Below are 17305 nucleotides of genomic sequence, written 5' to 3' on the forward strand. Positions count from 1 at the left end.
TACATACCTCTTTTTTATTTACGTATTTCGTATCCTCCTATGATAATGTTCTTTTTTGTGCAACTTGGATTTAGGGGGAGACAACATGCGTAACACCAATTTACAAGCGATGATCGAATCTGCAATTCTTGCAGCCTTCGCCTTGATTATCGACATTTTACCATTATCAATTAAACTTCCAACAGGCGGTTCCATTTCATTTGCTATGATTCCTATTTTTATTATCGCATACCGCTGGGGCTTCAAAATGGCTTTCTTAGGAGGCTTAATTTGGGGACTTTTACAAATTGTTGTAGGCGATGCAATTATCGTCACACCAATTCAAGTAATCATTGAATACTTCGTTGCTTTCGCATTCATTGGATTTGCTGGATTATTTTATAAGCCAATTCAGCAAACATTAATGAATAATCAAAGAAAGAAAACCATTGCTTATATTATCTTTGCAACATTTATTGGCAGCCTTGCACGTTATTTCTGGCACTTTATTGCAGGTATTATCTTTTGGGGCCAATATGCACCAAAAGGGCAATCAGCCGTCTTATATTCATTAATTGTAAACGGCAGTACAATGCTCGCTTCTTTCACATTATGTACTGTATTACTACTTCTTTTATTTACAACTTCACCACGCTTATTCAAAAGCATTGGTGCTTATCAAATGAATTCACAAAAAAAAGGCGCTTAATTAGCGCTCTTTTTTTTATCAAAGCTCTCAATGAGTAATATCAATAATAAATACAATAAATGCACAAAAGAAAATAAATACCATCACACCTAGTAAATTGCTATTCACGGCTAATCTACTCCTTACATAACCTCATTTTCTATTCAAAGTATACTGTTTAAAAATAAAGATTAGGTAAAGATAATATGAAATTAAATTAAAAAAGCGTAACATGTATTGTCTACGCTTTTTTCGGTAAATAGAAGTAAAATAACACACCATCTTCGGTATTCTTTACCCCATATTCAGCATTGTGCAGTTCTAAAATATTTTTTGAAATCGCAAGGCCGAGTCCTGTTCCACCTTGTGAACGTTTCCGCGCCGCATCCACACGATAAAAACGATCCCAAATTTTATCTAATTGTTCTTCTTCAATGTGAGAACCTTTATTTTCAATACACACTTCTATACGATTCTTCTCATCTATTACGGAAAGAATAATATCTTCTTTTTCTGGTGTATAACGTATTGCATTCGTAATGAAGTTCACTATTACTTGTTCAATTCTATTTTGATTCCCAACCACTTCAGCTGGACATATATGCTTGTGCACACTCAGTTCTTTTTTCTCTATCTCCGATGAAAGCTGTTCACATATTTCTTCAATCATTCCATCGATATAGAAAGAATCCATCTTCATGTTGTATGTGCCAGACTCAAATTTAGCTAATTCAAGCATATCCAAAATTAGTATATCCATCTTGTCTACTTCTTTTTCCATCGCCTGAAAATAGTAGTCTTTCTTATGTTCAGCTACCCCATCTTTTAAAATAGAAATACAGCTTTTCATAATACTCAGCGGTGTTTTTAATTCATGTGAAACACCTGAAATAAATTCTTTTCTCGTATTTTCTAATTTTCTTTCCTTCTCAATATCTTGTTCAAGCTGCCCAATATGTGAATGTAATTTATTAGATAGTGTATTAATATTTTTTGATAAATCACCAATTTCATCTTTTGAAGTAATCGGGATTTTTTCTGTAAAGTCTAAATGTGCTATTTTCTTCGTTGTATCATTTATTTTTAATAACGGTTTTGCAATTTGTTTTGAATAATAGAAAGAAGCTAGAAAAATAAGAATGACTACAAACGCAATAATGTAAATGTAATAATCTTGTACCATTTGTACAGCCTCATCTACAGGTTGTAAAGAAGCCATCGCGTATATGTATGTCACCGATCCATCTTTTTCTTTTATTGGTTTGATTAATAATTTATATTTTATATCATTCTTTTCATAGTCCATTGTTTGTGTTGCATATTGTATTTGATTGTTTTCTTTTAGTAATAAATCAGCTTGAAATTCTTTTATGCTATCTAAGAATAAACTATTTTTATAAATTGGATTCACAGGACCTTTTACATCGGGGAACTGTACTTTCGTAACACGTCCTCCTATGTAAGCACCTAATTCCTGAGTAGCTTGTTCCTGAACAGCTGGTTTCTTTTCCTTAACAAGTTGCTCTTGAGCTGCTCTCTTTTTCTCCTCATCTAATTTCTTTTTCTCCTCATCTAATTTCATTTTCTCCTGAAACGCTTTTTCTAACGGTTTATTAGATCCATTTAAATTTTGCTTACTTAACGCGAAAGAGAATGGAATGAAGCTATCTTCTTGTTTCACTCCAGAAAAATAAATTTCTTGTCCTAAAAACTGATCTGATGATTTATTATCAATCTCCTCTATATTGACGAGATTGTATAAGGGAATCTTGAATATTTGTTGTCCAAAGCTTTTTTGTTGCCTACGGTCTATCGTTACCTCAAAATAAAAATCATCCACATGTTTTAAATTCCCATTCTGATCTAATGTCGTAATCCACGTATTATTTTCTCTAAAAAAGTCTTGCTCCAGTTTCTGAATTCCTTCTGCACTTCCTGCATAATTTAAATAGTTCTTTGCAAAGGAATTTAAATTCACTTTAATATCTTCCACTTTTCTATTTGCATAATATTGCTTGAAAAATATCGTTTGTCCAATAAATATCGTCGCTAAAATCAACATACATAGAGCTGTTGTAAGGGTAAATAATTTAAGTACAATCCCTTTTCTCATATGTTCCCCTCGAATTTATAACCGGTTCGCACCACAGTTGTAATGCACTTTGCTTTCTCTCCTAATTTATTTCGCAAATTACGAATATGACTATTTACTGTGCGATCATCCCCAGCAAACTCATATCCCCAAATCCTTGAAATGAGTTGCTCTCTCGTTAAAACAATCCCCTGATTTTTCATGAAATACACTAATATTTCAAACTCTGTATGTGTTAAACTAATGTCTGCCTCATCAACAGTAACAGTACGTGACGGGAAATGGACATGAATGCCGTGAATTGATAACGTATCATCTTCATTCTCTAAAGGTTTCTTTGTTGCTTTTCTACTTTCCAACAACCTTTTCGCTCTTGCTAATAAAATTGGCGGACTATACGGCTTCGTCACATAGTCATCTGCCCCAAGTTCAAAGCCAAGTAACGTATCATCTTCATCTACACGCGCCGTCAACATAATAATAGGAACCTCGGACGTCTTACGGATTCTTCGGCAAACAGACCATCCATCGAGTTCTGGCAACATAATATCTAGAATAACTAAATCAACCTCTTCTTCTTCAAATACAACTAAGGCTTCTTTCCCATCTCTTGCTTCAAACACTATATATTGTTCACTCAAAAAATAGTCTTTTAATATTTCACGTAATATATCTTCATCTTCAACAATTAAAATGTTCTTTGACATAACTTATGTATCCCCCTCCCGCTTTCAAAAACTACAATTTCATTTTGAATAACTACCAGTTAACTTCGCTTCAATAATATATCGATCCGGTGCATCTCCTATATAATCAAACGGATAGCAAGTCGTCAGTGTTAATATTGGTTCTTCTTTTTTTATAATAACAGTACGATCATCCGCATGGGTAATCCATGTCTTTTGAATTTCATATGTGTAAGTTTTATTATCATACTCTAAAATAAGAGTATCCTTTTCTTTTAACTCTCCTAAATCTGTAAATACAGTATCTCGATGCCCACTGAGTACAGTATGTCCTCCTCCAGATGGAGTTGTCGTTAAATCGCTAACAAACATACCAACTCCTTTTTTCAAAGTTGCATCATTCGCTCCCCAATATATAGAAAACTTCTTCTTTATTTTCGGTATATTTAACATCGCTACCTTTTCTCCTTCTTTATGTTCTGTTTGAGAAGAAGGTACTTGAGACGTTACTGGTGTTTCATATGAAAGTTGATTATCTTGTATATTTTTAAGGCTCTTTATTTCTTCTTTCGTTAATTCTTGAGCAGAGCTTTTTCCTTTATACCATTCCACAGCGTAATACGATCCCATGAATAGCCCTATGACCATCAATATGATACCGATATAATTGAGTAACTTCACGTTCCATCCCTCCATGCAAAAAATGGTAGGAATAACCTACCATTTTTAATATATGAAATTATCCCGTTCTTTATAGAAAAATATTTTATTTATGCCTTAACTTTATTACGACGATTCAAACCAAATAATGTCCCTATCCCTACAAGACATGCGCTTAGCGCCATCATTGCTACATTATTTGATGCTGTGTTTGGTAATTTTTCACCTTGTACAACTGGCTTTGCTACTTCTTTTTTAACTGCATCATTTTTTTGCCCGTCTTTTATCGCTACTTCTTTTTTTGCCATATCACTTTTTAACTGTTCTTGCGCTATTCTCTTTTTCTCTTCTTCACTCTTTTTCTCGGCTTTTATTGCTTCCTCTTTTTTAGCCATATCACTTTTTTCTTGTACTTGTGCCGCTTGCTTTTTCTCTATATCATTTTTTTGCTGTACCTTAATTGCTTCTTCTTTTTTAGCTGCATCTTGCTGCATTTGCGCTGATTCTTCCTTTGTTAATGTTCCGGTAGAAGCACTCGCTACTGAAGAATATCCTACTGTTAAAAGTGCCATTGCACAAATTGGTAATAGTTTTTTTTTCATTTTATTTCTCTCCTCTTATACGTTTTACATCACTTCGCATCGGATGTATCACTAGAATAAACAACAGATATAAATATAAGATGCAGATGAAATATATTTCATTTAAAGATTTCATTGTAGAAAAATAAAAAAACATCGCAATATATACGATGTTTTTTCGGGTGTGTGTCTCGATATTTATTTGTTACTTTCGCGTGATTGAGAAGTAGAAAGGGCCGGAGTGATAACTAATTGTCTCGGCTCAGTTTTCTTGAAGTGATTTTTGACGTTACACTTACGACATTGAACGACCCACGCTTTAATAGGATTTGTTAAAATAATTTTTTGCCTTTCGTTAGGGGCCTCTTCTTCCAATTTACAACTATCGCTCCACTTACTCCATTTCATTGTAAATTTAGAAGAAGAATGATCGTCTTCTCGATCAAACATCTGCAAAAAATCCATTTCTCCAGCTAGTATTACGGTGTTACTAGTTGCTAAAAAAGAAAAGGTCGTCCAATGTTTCTCCATGCCCTCCTACTCCTTTTTCACATATAGAGTGCCTAAAACTCAATTTACCTAAAATATGCTTGCCTTTTACCTTACACTTATAGTTTATCCAAAACACTACTATGCAACTATCGATTTGTCTTACAAATTACCTTACATTTTTGTAAGAAACGAAAAAACCTTCACTCTATATACGTGAAGGTTTTTCATTTCTTATCCCGCATTAACGGGCAGTAAGACTCCCACCTCAAAATTCGGCGAATGCGAGGAAGTTAGGTGGGAGATAACTGTCCATAAATGCCCGATTGGTTCAACTAATAATCAGTGGGGGATGGACAAAACCCCCACTGATTAAAGTTTCACTTTATCTATATGATCTTTCATATCATCAAGTCCAGCTTCTTGCAGCTGCGACATCATACCGTGGGAAATTGCGCCTAATACTAAAGTCATTCCAATTAGTGAAATGCGAATTGCAGGTACATCAATTATGTAAGCCAACATGCCAAGAACAATTGTTAAAAGCAATGCTTTTATAAATGTTACACTTGTATACTGTTTCTTTTTCATCATAATCACCCTTTATGGAAGCGTTTTCTTAATATAATCAGTATATCATATCATCTGATTATTTTGTGGGGGGTTTCTGTAAAAACCTTATATCTTCTTTGACTTTTTTCTTTCTATCCTTTACAGTCGAAATGTTCACAAGTTTTGCACTGTAGGAGGATTCAAATGAAAATTGAAATAAAAGACACTTTAATTTCTGAAGAACAATTACAAGAAAAAGTAAAAGAACTAGCTCTTCAAATCGAACGTGATTTTGAAGGAGAAGAAATCGTAGTAATCGCTGTATTAAAAGGATCTTTCGTATTCGCTGCTGATTTAATTCGTCATATTAAAAACGAAGTAACAATCGACTTTATCTCTGCATCTAGCTACGGAAATCAAACAGAAACAACTGGAAAAGTAAAACTATTAAAAGATATCGATGTAAACATTACTGGAAAAAACGTAATTGTCGTAGAAGACATTATCGATTCTGGTTTAACACTTCACTTCTTAAAAGATCACTTCTTTATGCATAAACCAAAAGCATTGAAATTCTGTACGTTACTTGATAAACCTGAACGCCGTAAAGTGGACTTAAAAGCTGAATATGTTGGCTTCCAAATTCCAGACGAATTTATCGTTGGCTACGGTATTGACTGCGCAGAAAAATATCGTAACTTACCATTTATCGCTTCAGTTGTAACGGAATAATAAAATAAACTTCCATCAATTATTGATGGAAGTTTATTTTCTATCACGATTCGTAAAAGACAAAGGGAGAGAATAAAAATGACAAAGACAAAATTTGAAAAAGTACTCCTCATCGTAAATCCGAAAGCAGGACAAGGTGATTTACATGCAAACTTAACGAAAATCGTACCACCACTTGCCGCAGCTTTTCCTGACTTACATATCCTTCATACGAAAAAGCAAGGTGATGCAACAAAATATTGTCAGGAGTTTGCTAGTAAAGTAGATTTAATTATCGTCTTTGGTGGTGACGGAACTGTATTTGAATGTACAAATGGCTTAGCCCCTCTTGAAACTAGACCTACACTTGCAATCATTCCAGGCGGAACTTGCAACGACTTCTCTCGCACACTCGGCGTTCCGCAAAATATTGCAGAAGCAGCAAAACTCATTACAAAAGGACATGTAAAACCAATCGATGTCGCAAAAGCAAATGGACAACACTTCTTAAACTTCTGGGGTATTGGACTCGTCTCTGAAGTATCAAACAATATTGATGCAGAAGAGAAAGCAAAGCTTGGTAAAATTGGTTACTATTTAAGCACCATTCGAACTGTAAAAAACGCTGAACCATTCCCAGTAAAAATCACTTACGACGGACAAGTATATGAAGACGAAGCTGTACTTGTTATGGTTGGAAACGGCGAATATCTTGGCGGTATCCCGTCCTTTATCCCAAACGTAAAATGTGACGACGGAACACTTGATATTTTCGTCGTAAAATCAACAGGCATTCAGGCGTTTAAAGATTATATCGGAAAGAAATTATTTGAAGGCTCAAATGAAAATGACATCTTCCACGTAAAAGCAAAATCCATTCATATTGAAACAGAAGAAGAAAAAGAAGTAGATACAGATGGAGAAAGTTCGCTTCATACACCATGCCATATTGAACTATTACAAGGGCACTTTACGATGATTTATAATCCTAATGTTGTGTAATAAAAAAAACGAGTGATATCACTCGTTTTTTCTCTTCTAATCTAATTATGTCGTTGTATAATTTTTTGTATTTCTTTAACTCTCTCTAAAGTAATTCCATTTCTTTGTTCCAGCGCAAGAGGATGATCAGTCGGTTCTAATTCGATGAACGGAGCCATTCCAACTTCTCTTATATGTATATTTGTCTTTAAATTTAGTGTTTCTGAATAAACTGGTATTTCTACAGATAACCAGCCAAAATAAGGATCACTATTTTCTCGTCCTCTTTTATCCCACTTTTCTAGTACTTTATCATAACTTTCTTTACTAAGTGATACCCACACAGTCCAGATAAAACTTTCATGGTAATCAATTATAGGAAGCTCTAAACACCCTCTAATAAAGTAATGTTCATCGTCCATTATGCAAAGATCTGATGTTAAATGGAAGCGTTCCTCTCTTTCATGAGGCGCTACTTCATAATAATAATATGGTGCTTCACTTCCGTAACATAAAGGAAGTGTAAAACGATTCATTTGTATTTTCCCTCCGGATTTTCTTCTTCTTTTCATCTCGCTCTCCTATCCATGTCATACACAAAATTTATCTACATTTTCCAGTGTGTATTAAAATACTTAATCTTCAATATCATCTAATTGAGCCTTATAATATTCATCACACTCTAATGCAGTCGGAAGAATCCCTCTTCCATCAGGTAACAAAACTCTTAAAACCTCCCGATCTAGCTCTATGAAAGACTTCATACTAACTGGATAGCCTTCAATAATATTTGTGTACTCTATTCCTTGTTCAAACTTTTTTCCACTCTTTATTTCTTCTATTATGGAACAAAAAACACCATGTGCTACTTCAGGATCCATATTTAATGTTATTTGTAAATCTTGATGACTAAAGTTTTCTCTTAGACCATGCGTATGATAATTAGCATGAATACCATCAATATCCTCTGCTAACACGATATGCATGTGCCACCCATACTCTTGTAGCATGTTTTCTTCCCATGCATCTGAACCCTCTTCTAAATCTTCATTAAGTAAATTCGGATCATACCACACATCCTCGTAATCTCTAGCAATTAAAAATCTCCAACCAGGTGGTAATCCTAAATACTTCTTTATTTCAGGTACCCATTCATCAATATGTTGAACGTGTAAAGGAAGAAAGAAATCTTCTTCTGTCCCCATTTCTTCACCATCCCAAATGTACCAACCTGTCGTTCCGTTTTCTACAGGCATTCGTAACCCATTAATCGGAACGATACCACTTTTCACATTTTGCGCTATTCCTAATTTCAAGTCATTCGGGGATTCTACATACTCTGCTCTATATTTGTCGCATATACTCATTTGCTCTTTTATGTATTTTTCCATCCTTTTAGCACACTCCCAAACTTCTGAAATATAGATTTCTTTGCCGAAGCACTCTCTAACTTCCATACCCCGCACGGATTATAAAATGGATCCTCTTGTTCATAGCGTTCATCTATATAATGAGCTAGACGATACATTGGGGAATCTTCTGTGAAACTAATTGTATCTCCATCTTTCAAATTAGGTTTTTCGAATATATTATGTAGGTTAAAATCATTTAATAAATCTACAGCTACTTCCGGATCTATTCCTCCGTCTAAAACAACATCTGGTAGATTAAATGCTTGCATTCCACACGAATAATAACCGCCCTCTTCATCTCCTACTAAAGTTACAAGGTGTGAGTACATAGGGAATATTTCCTTATCCTCTACAAGCTCTTTCCATTCTTCTTTCGAATAAGCTACACCTGCTGTTTCAACTTTTAAAGCAAGTCCACCTGCATTTAAGAGTTCCATTCCTACATCAATTACTTCTTGTAACCTCTCTGTATCGTCAACTTTCGCAATAACATACACTGTATAAGTATGCTTCTCCAATTCCCGAAGCAATTCTTCATCAAAACGCTCACCGCTTGCATAGAAAAAAGCTTCTCCTAAAGATGTGTCTTGTTCATATACATCAATTTCAAAAACAATCTCCTTCTCCTTATGGTGCATAATATTCCCTGCTAACATATAGTCACTCTTACTCGCAACTTCTTGTATTAATTCTTTTCTATCTTTCCATAAACCAGGTACTCCAATAACGATTTGTGTCTCCATTAACATGCTCCCTTTTCAATTAAAATCACTACAATATTTTTGGATGATAAAAAAGTGTAGCTGAATTACTTAGCTCATTCTACTAATCTTCTTTGAAATCCTTAAGAAATATGTAACAAATGTTTCTAATATATTGCTCTATATTATCCTCCAGTTATTTCTATCTTGCGATTTATACTACCTATTAATTAGCGCTACTCACTTTTATTAAAAATTTAATGAATTCTAGAAAGAAACTCAACTAAAAAAAATAAAATTTTAAAGAAAAATACCTATTCCGACTCTTTACTGACACTTTTCCATTTTCTATTTCATAATCAATCAAAATAAATTACAATATATTAATACAAAAACACATTGTAAACAAAGTGTAATATCTACCTTATTTATTAGTATTAAATAAGGTATTCACAAGAAAATCAAACAAAAAATCCCGTGTCAAATTGAATTATTACCAAAGTGTTCAACGATGATTTATAATCCTAAGCTTGTATAATCACTATTTCACTATAACTTTAACAATTACTAAACTTCGCATTTTTCAAAAAAATATAGTATGATGAATAAATAAAAGGTTGTTAACAAAACGTTAACAACCTTTTTTGTTTTTTCTAAAAAACTTTTCAATTTAAAGGAGCGATCACATGTATTGGAGAAAAAATGATAAACCTGTAGAAGAACCAGAAGCAATTGCTGTGTGGGAATGCGAAGCAGACGACTGCCTTGGATGGATGCGTAAAAACTTTTCTTTAGAAGATAAGCCGCAATGCCCGTTGTGTAAAGGCGACATGAAAAGCAGCGAACGATTACTACAGAAGTTATAATACCTTTCCCTCTTTATCTTTTATATACTGAAAAGATAGAGGATTTTATTTCTCCTTATCTACAGTACAAGTTGCTTCCTAATTATAAATAATGAAAGAAGCAGCTATTACGTAGAATAGCTGCTTCTTTCAATCTATAACTTCTTCATCGCTATAAATTCCATATAATATTCCCCTAAATTTATCTCTATTCATCATCCCCCTTACTCACTACATACTACACTTCTTTCGGAAGAACAATTTTTTTATACAATTGAACTGTAATGAAATAATAAAACACATAAATGACTAAGAAAATAATAATCGGCAGCCAAATACGGAAATATGGATTATCTATTAAGAACGAGAACATGCTCATTCCGACTAATACGTGCATTATACCTACGATCGCTGGGAACAAGAAAACTAAAAGTAACTCTTTATAAATTGATTTCGTTAATAGCTCATAACGCACACCAATTTTACGAAGCATTTGATAGCGAATAATATCTTTTGAAGCACCAGAAAGAATTTTAAACATTAAACAGCTTGCCAGCATCGCTAAGAAAGCTATGCCTAAGAAAAATCCCATAAATACTGTTCCACTGTAAGTACTGTAATATCCTTCATACAGCATATATTTACTCAAAAGATGTACGTCCTTCATATCTTTATATTTAGCTAGCTCTAATTCATCAATTTTTTTCCATTCTTCTTTATACGTTATAAAATTGTCCGTTTTCCCCAGTATTATAATTTCTTCTTTACCTTGTATCCCGTCATACATCTGTTGATCTACAATTTTTATCTTTTGACTAGGATTCATATATGTCTTTTGAAGAGACCTTAAAACATTTCCCCACTCTTCTGGAATTACATTGGTATTATCCTCATTTTTTTCTTGCCTATGGCTTAAAACGGCTCCGACAATTAGCTCCCTCGAAACAGGAACGAATCGGCTACTATTCTCGTCTTTTCCAGTACGTGTTAGCGGACGATTTCTTTCTAAATCTTCTTTCAATTGATAAATAAACTGCTCATCTACTTTGTATCGATATTCATTCTTTTCTTTAAATGTAATACTATCTAATATTTTCTTTTCTTCTGCTGTGGGATTTTTAATTTCGACATCATAGTATTCTGCACTCTCCACCATATTTGTGACATTATTTTTTAATGCCATACCACTGGAGATTGCACCCGCACCGAGAGCCACTAACATAGCAACTGTCGCTAATACTTTCGTTAAACTATTAATAGAAAAACTTAACTGTGCAAACGTAAACGCATTGATTCCTTTTTCACTACGATTTTTATTCGCTTTTAGTTTGTTAATAATAATGGGAAGGAATGATGCAAATAGCATATAAGTTCCTAGTGTTACTGTAATTGTAGCAATGATAAATCCTGATTCCTTTAACTCTTTCATATAAATCATCGAAGCATAACCAACTGCTAATAAAATAATTGATAAAAGTGCTACTATATTCGTTAGTTTTCCTTTAGTAGGCGTACGCTCTGTGTGACTATTGGAGTGAACGAGTTGTAATAACGAATTACGCGCTAGTTTCATACCATTCATAATTGCGGACAACATAAATAATGCAATGAAAAAGATGAAAGTAACAATAATTGATGGTATATAAAATGCATGATAACCACCTCCAGTAAACTCCAGCTCCTTCATCAGTAAATGCCCAACGCCTTGCGCCAAAATTATACCGACTATCACACCTACTATAAGAGATACTATTCCTAATACAATTGTTTCAATAAACATGAGCAATGTAATTTTATGCTTTTTTGCCCCTAATACCATATACATACCAAATTCTTTTTGCCGAAGTGATAATAAAAATGAATTGGCGTATAAAATATAAAATAATGTAATGAAACCTAATAAAAATGATCCTGTTTGGAAGACTGAAAAAATTCCATCCATGGAATTTCCTTCGATAAACGTTTTATTTAACGCTAACGTTTGAAACATATAAAAAATTGAAATAGACATAATAAGCCCAACTAATAAGACCATATAGTCTTTTCGTTTACTTTTTAGTCCCGACATGGAAAGTTTGAATAACATGTTGAACCTTCTTTCTTATGCTTTTTGTGTACCTAAATTTGCAAGCACATCTAAAATTTCTTTATAAAACTCTTCACGAGTACCTCTGCGATGAATTTCTTTATACAATTCTCCATCTTGGATGAATAAAATACGTCGGCAATAACTTGCGCTTAATGGATCGTGTGTAACCATCATAATTGAAACATCCTGTTCTTCATTTAAGTTGGTCATCGCCTCTAATAAACTTTTCGCATTTTTAGAATCAAGCGCTCCTGTTGGCTCATCTCCTAAAATTATTGCTGGCTCATGTACAAGTGCACGAGCCGCCGCCGAACGTTGTTTTTGTCCACCAGATACTTCGGACGGATATTTTTGAAGAATCTCTGAAATTCCTAACATCTCTGCTACCTTTTTCACATTTAATCCAATTCTTTTCGAATGAACACCTTGCAGAGAAAGCGGTAATGCAATGTTTTCATAGATTGATAAATTTTCAAGTAAGTTAAAATCTTGAAAGATAAACCCTAGTTTCTCTGAGCGAAAATCAGATAATTCCCCTTGCTTCATTTTCGTAATATCTGTTCCAGCAATTTCAACAATTCCACCTGTCGCTTTATCTAATGTAGAAATTACATTCAATAATGTTGTTTTTCCTGAGCCAGATGGTCCCATAATTCCAACGAATTCACTCTCTTGGATTGAGAACGATACATTCTTTAGTGCATGTGATTGACTCTCACCTTTTCTACCGTATACCTTTTGTACATTCTTTACCTCTACAACTGATGCTGTCATTTATATCCTCCTACACTTCTTTTTCCTATTTTTATTTTCCTTACATATTTTCCGAGCATTTCTTAACCCATTTCTAAGTATAGATAGCATTTCTTAATAAATAGCAGCGGATATTCTTAACATTTCTTTAAGAATATGAAAAAACCCCAAAGCTAGTAGCTTGGGACTTTTGGTTTCTATATTCTATTTTTGCTTGTTTCTGAAAAGCTGCATCTTCCATTTTATCTATAGATTTATGAACTGATTTTACTTCTTCTCGTACTTTTCCAAAAGCTTCTTTTTCTTTGTTCCATACTTTTTCTTATTCCTCTTAATCTTACTCTACCTAAAAAAAGAAATGATATTCATCTCTTCTTCACTTTTAATAGACACTATTCTTTGCTATCCTTTAGGTTCTACTAAAATGACATCTTCTAAATCATATAAATTCGCCTTTGGTTTTGCATAAATAATATGTGCAAGACCATATTTATCCGGCTCTTGATTTATTACCTCTGCTACTTCAAGACCAGGTGGTATTTTCTGGCTCAATTCAGAGGTAATAATGCTATCACCTATTTTTATTTCTTTCGCTTTATCTGATGGAATATTATCAATTCGAAGAGCTTGTTTTTCCTTATCATACCCTGTAACAAATCCTAAAATGGATGAGTTATTTTGGAAAGTGATTGCTAAACGATTTGTTCGTTCATCTTTCGTAATTAATTTCACAATAGATGTAAATTGATCTACACTCTCTACCTTTCCAATAAGACCACTCACCGTCATAACAGCCATATCAACCTTTACACCATGTTGTACCCCTCTATCAAGAGCGATTTTTCCATACCAATCTTCTGCTACACGTCTTACTACTGTAGCTTGAATTAAATTATATTTTCCTTGTTCCTTTAATTCTCTCGTCTTGTTGATAAGCTTAGTAAGGTTTTCTTTCTCCTCACTTAACATTTGTACTTTACTCTTTAACGATTCTTGGTTCTCGATTTTTTCTTGCAATAATTGATTCTCTTTATATACTTTATAAATGTCTTCTATATTGTGAACAATATTTTGTACATGCCTATTATTCGTACATACATACATCATCAATAAAACAAAAAGAATAATTGAAAGAAATAATAATATTTTCCTCTTAGAAACCTGCATAGTCATCCTGTTACTCCTTACCATTTTTTATCTACACAATATAGAATACTAGTAGTTGTATACAGAAGAAATGCAGTTTAGATAAAGTTCAGATAATCTTTATCTTCTTTATAAAAAATTTAAAATTCATCATATACTGCCACAAGAAACTTGCTCGTTACTTTATCCATGGAATGCAACTTATAATTTCTATAACTAATTATGTTTTATTTTTACTTTCTCTTTTACTTTAGTAGGTATTTCATCTACTTGCACTTCTTCCCATTTCATACCATAAGTCCCTTTAGACTTAATCTTTACATATGCTCCTATTCGTAAATGTTTTGAAGAAGTCATCATAATTTTTTGTTCTTTACCAGATTCATCATATCCTTTAAATTTATAGTTCCATCTACCAAAACCATTACTTTTGGCTTCATATTCCCCATCACTGTCGACAACAGCATAATAAATATCTTCTTTAATAAACGGATTGAGTTGATCTACAATCGGTCCACCTTTCACTACAAGTAATGTAACTCCAACTATAATCAATACGATAAACGCACTTAATTTTTTCATATAACTTTCGATTCTCCACTTCTCTGTTTTATTAGTCAAAGTCCACCTGAATGATGGAATAAGCCTCTCTCTAAATCAATAGCAACACTATCACTCATTCTTCCCTAATTAGAAGGTAACCGATATTTCTAATGCCCTTCTAATTAAATTGGTAATAAGATAATAAATTGAATAACCCCATTTTCATATTCTGCTCGAATTTCTCCTTTGTGCAATTCAACAATGCTTTTTGCAATTGCAAGCCCCAAGCCTGAACCTTCTACAGCTCTACTTCTAGATTGATCTTTTTTATAAAAACGCTCAAACAAGTTCTCTAACTCTTTTTTTGTAAATTCTTCACTATGATTTGCTATTGAGACTCTAATATGACGTTCTTCCCTTTGAATAGAAACTTTAATTTCTCTCTTTTCTATACTATATTTGATTGCATTTATTAAGAGGTTTTCAAACACACGCACCATTTTTTCCGAGTCCACAACGGCATATATACGATCTTCCTGAAATTTTTTCACGAATGAAAGATTATGTTCCTCCGCTTGTGGTACTAGCTCTTCTATTAACTGATCAAGTAGTTCATTCATACACACTTCTTGTGAATCTAACACCATATTTTCATCTGTTAGTTTTGTATACTCAAACAAATCCTCTATTAACATCTTCAACTGCTCTGATTTTGAAAAAGCAATTTTTATATACTCATCATACTGTTCTTTATTTTCATATTTCGCATCACCTAGTAAGCGTAAATACCCCATAATAGAAGTAAGTGGTGTTCTTAAATCATGTGATACATTTGTAATCAATTCACTTTTTTGTTTCTCTATTTGTTTTTCTTTTTCTATATTAGCCAAAAGTTTTTCTGCCATTTGATTAATCTTTGAAGTTAATACACCTATTTCATCTTGACCTGCCTGTTTGATTTTATATTGTAAGTTCCCTTTCGAAAACTCTCTTACTCCTTCTGCCATTGCTTCAATCTGATTCATCTTCCTTTTCGTTATATAAAAGAAAGAAAGTAGAAAAGTAATAAACCCTAGTAAAGATGGGAATGGACTACTACCGTTCACTACATACTTTACATTTCCTTGTGGTATACCACTTGCAATGACATACATATTTTTCGTATTAACAGTAACTGGATAAAAGGTTGTAAACTCCTTACGCTTTTGTTCAGCTCTATCTTGAATTAAATTTTGTGCTTCTACATATCGTACTTGATCCATTTTAAAATCCATTACATTACGCATCGTCTCATGAAGATTAATCTGTTCTTCCGGTGCTCCCTTTGTTTTATAAACGACTTTCCCATTCTCATCTATTATTAAAACCTTCAATTGATTTTGATGATTTAATTGATCAAGCAGTTCTTGTATATTAATTTCCTTACCCTCTTCTGTCATACTTTCAACAAGCCTTTGTGTCTGTCCATCAATGGCTTCCATACCTGATGCATAATCAATGATAGAAATTTTATTCGCATCCTCGAAAAAGGAAGATGAAGACCACCCTACTAATACACCAAGTAACGTACAGAAAGTAAATGTAGTAATTAGCTGTACACGTATACTCTTTTGCAAATAACTAACTGTTTTACCTATCATTTTTTTAAAACCTTGATTCATCCATATTATCGGTTCAAATATCTTTCTCAATCTTGTAGCCAACTCCCCATACTGTTTTAATGTAACGAGGCTTCCTTGGAATTGCCTCTATCTTTTCACGTATTTTCCGAATATGTACCATCACAGTATTATCAGATTGGAAAGCTTGCTCTTTCCATACTCTTTCATAAATTTGTTCTGCATTTAATACCATTCCTTGATTTCGTGCAAGCAATTCTAATATCTCAAACTCTCTCGGTGTCAATTTCACCTCTTCATTTGCAATAATGACCTGCCGCGTTGCTATATTTATCTTTATATCCCCAACTTCAAATACATTTTCATCTTTTACACTTGCCCCGCTCATTTTCATATATCTCCGAAGTTGTGATTTAATACGAGCAATGAGTTCAAGTGGATTAAATGGTTTTGCTACGTAATCGTCTGCTCCAGTTGTTAACCCTAAAATCTTGTCCATATCTTGCGTTTTTGCCGACAGCATAATAATGGGCATTTCCGCTATTTCTCTCACTTTCATACACATATGAATACCATCTATTTTCGGCATCATAATATCAAGTACAATTAGATGCACGTCTCTTTTCCTTACTATTTCTAACCCCTCTTCACCATCTCCAGCTTGTAATACTTCGTAGCCTTCATTCTTCAAATAGATGGCGATAAGTTTTCTAATTTCCTTCTCATCGTCCACGATAAGTATCGTTTCTTTACTCACAAAATCTCCTCCAGCATCATT

19 protein-coding genes are annotated in these 17305 nt (G+C 33.4%); 4 read left to right on the forward strand and 15 right to left on the reverse strand.

Annotated elements, in window-relative coordinates:
* Positions 1-64 precede the first annotated feature (64 nt).
* Positions 65-688 (forward strand): energy-coupled thiamine transporter ThiT, encoded by a 624-nt coding sequence (thiT, locus tag EXW56_RS23035; RefSeq protein ID WP_215597589.1) that lies wholly within the window; start codon positions 65-67, stop codon positions 686-688.
* A gap of 220 nt (positions 689-908) precedes the next feature.
* Here thiT and EXW56_RS23040 read toward each other — a convergent pair whose 3' ends face one another.
* The 6 genes from EXW56_RS23040 to EXW56_RS23065 form a co-directional block, all read right to left on the reverse strand.
* Complete coding sequence (locus EXW56_RS23040; RefSeq protein WP_215596986.1) at positions 909-2780, reverse strand: sensor histidine kinase; 1872 nt, start codon at positions 2778-2780, stop codon at positions 909-911.
* The gene (locus tag EXW56_RS23045; RefSeq protein WP_002199033.1) at positions 2777-3466 is read right to left on the reverse strand and encodes a response regulator transcription factor; all 690 of its coding nucleotides are present in this window, start codon (positions 3464-3466) and stop codon (positions 2777-2779) included. The genes EXW56_RS23040 and EXW56_RS23045 overlap by 4 nt, the downstream gene beginning before the upstream one ends.
* A 39-nt stretch (positions 3467-3505) precedes the next feature.
* A complete protein-coding gene (locus tag EXW56_RS23050; RefSeq protein WP_002199032.1) occupies positions 3506-4126 on the reverse strand; it encodes a class D sortase in 621 nt (206 codons plus the stop codon).
* A gap of 89 nt (positions 4127-4215) precedes the next feature.
* The gene (locus EXW56_RS23055) at positions 4216-4707 is read right to left on the reverse strand and encodes an LPXTG cell wall anchor domain-containing protein (protein ID WP_002199031.1); all 492 of its coding nucleotides are present in this window, start codon (positions 4705-4707) and stop codon (positions 4216-4218) included.
* Positions 4708-4884: 177 nt separating this feature from the next.
* Positions 4885-5217, reverse strand: coding sequence for a hypothetical protein (locus EXW56_RS23060; protein WP_002199030.1), 333 nt, complete (start codon positions 5215-5217; stop codon positions 4885-4887).
* 330 nt (positions 5218-5547) lie between these two features.
* Positions 5548-5769 carry a hypothetical protein gene (locus tag EXW56_RS23065; protein ID WP_002112485.1) on the reverse strand — a complete coding sequence of 74 codons (222 nt, stop codon included), beginning with the start codon at positions 5767-5769 and terminating at the stop codon, positions 5548-5550.
* A gap of 162 nt (positions 5770-5931) precedes the next feature.
* Here EXW56_RS23065 and hpt point away from each other — a divergent pair, with 162 nt between their 5' ends.
* Both hpt and EXW56_RS23075 read left to right on the forward strand, forming a co-directional pair.
* Entirely contained in the window at positions 5932-6459 is a 528-nt protein-coding gene (gene hpt, locus EXW56_RS23070) for a hypoxanthine phosphoribosyltransferase (RefSeq protein WP_000687586.1), read from the forward strand.
* 78 nt (positions 6460-6537) lie between these two features.
* Positions 6538-7440 (forward strand): diacylglycerol/lipid kinase family protein, encoded by a 903-nt coding sequence (locus tag EXW56_RS23075; protein ID WP_215596987.1) that lies wholly within the window; start codon positions 6538-6540, stop codon positions 7438-7440.
* A gap of 41 nt (positions 7441-7481) precedes the next feature.
* Here EXW56_RS23075 and EXW56_RS23080 read toward each other — a convergent pair whose 3' ends face one another.
* The 3 genes from EXW56_RS23080 to EXW56_RS23090 form a co-directional block, all read right to left on the reverse strand.
* Positions 7482-7991: a DUF2199 domain-containing protein gene (locus EXW56_RS23080; protein WP_215596988.1), complete on the reverse strand. Its 510-nt coding sequence runs from the start codon at positions 7989-7991 to the stop codon at positions 7482-7484.
* A gap of 63 nt (positions 7992-8054) precedes the next feature.
* Complete coding sequence (locus tag EXW56_RS23085; protein WP_215596989.1) at positions 8055-8810, reverse strand: DUF4262 domain-containing protein; 756 nt, start codon at positions 8808-8810, stop codon at positions 8055-8057.
* Positions 8795-9574: a DUF4261 domain-containing protein gene (locus EXW56_RS23090; protein ID WP_215596990.1), complete on the reverse strand. Its 780-nt coding sequence runs from the start codon at positions 9572-9574 to the stop codon at positions 8795-8797. The genes EXW56_RS23085 and EXW56_RS23090 overlap by 16 nt, the downstream gene beginning before the upstream one ends.
* A 644-nt stretch (positions 9575-10218) precedes the next feature.
* Between EXW56_RS23090 and EXW56_RS23095 the strand changes: the two genes are divergently transcribed.
* A complete protein-coding gene (locus EXW56_RS23095; protein ID WP_002067775.1) occupies positions 10219-10398 on the forward strand; it encodes a cold-inducible protein YdjO-related protein in 180 nt (59 codons plus the stop codon).
* Positions 10399-10615: 217 nt separating this feature from the next.
* Here the strand turns inward: EXW56_RS23095 and EXW56_RS23100 are convergent, their stop codons facing one another.
* The 6 genes from EXW56_RS23100 to EXW56_RS23125 form a co-directional block, all read right to left on the reverse strand.
* The gene (locus tag EXW56_RS23100; RefSeq protein ID WP_215596991.1) at positions 10616-12463 is read right to left on the reverse strand and encodes an FtsX-like permease family protein; all 1848 of its coding nucleotides are present in this window, start codon (positions 12461-12463) and stop codon (positions 10616-10618) included.
* A gap of 15 nt (positions 12464-12478) precedes the next feature.
* The gene (locus EXW56_RS23105) at positions 12479-13240 is read right to left on the reverse strand and encodes an ABC transporter ATP-binding protein (RefSeq protein WP_215596992.1); all 762 of its coding nucleotides are present in this window, start codon (positions 13238-13240) and stop codon (positions 12479-12481) included.
* Positions 13241-13621: 381 nt separating this feature from the next.
* Positions 13622-14392, reverse strand: a complete 771-nt coding sequence (gene mreC, locus EXW56_RS23110) for a rod shape-determining protein MreC (protein ID WP_215596993.1) — start codon at positions 14390-14392, stop codon at positions 13622-13624.
* A 189-nt stretch (positions 14393-14581) separates the two neighbouring features.
* Positions 14582-14947: a YxeA family protein gene (locus EXW56_RS23115; protein WP_002199022.1), complete on the reverse strand. Its 366-nt coding sequence runs from the start codon at positions 14945-14947 to the stop codon at positions 14582-14584.
* A gap of 143 nt (positions 14948-15090) precedes the next feature.
* A complete protein-coding gene (locus EXW56_RS23120) occupies positions 15091-16599 on the reverse strand; it encodes a sensor histidine kinase (protein ID WP_215596994.1) in 1509 nt (502 codons plus the stop codon).
* Positions 16583-17284 (reverse strand): response regulator transcription factor, encoded by a 702-nt coding sequence (locus EXW56_RS23125; RefSeq protein ID WP_215596995.1) that lies wholly within the window; start codon positions 17282-17284, stop codon positions 16583-16585. Before EXW56_RS23125 ends, EXW56_RS23120 begins: the two co-directional genes overlap by 17 nt.
* Positions 17285-17305 lie beyond the last annotated feature (21 nt).

Source organism: Bacillus mycoides (assembly GCF_018742245.1).
Taxonomy (GTDB): domain Bacteria; phylum Bacillota; class Bacilli; order Bacillales; family Bacillaceae_G; genus Bacillus_A; species Bacillus_A cereus_U.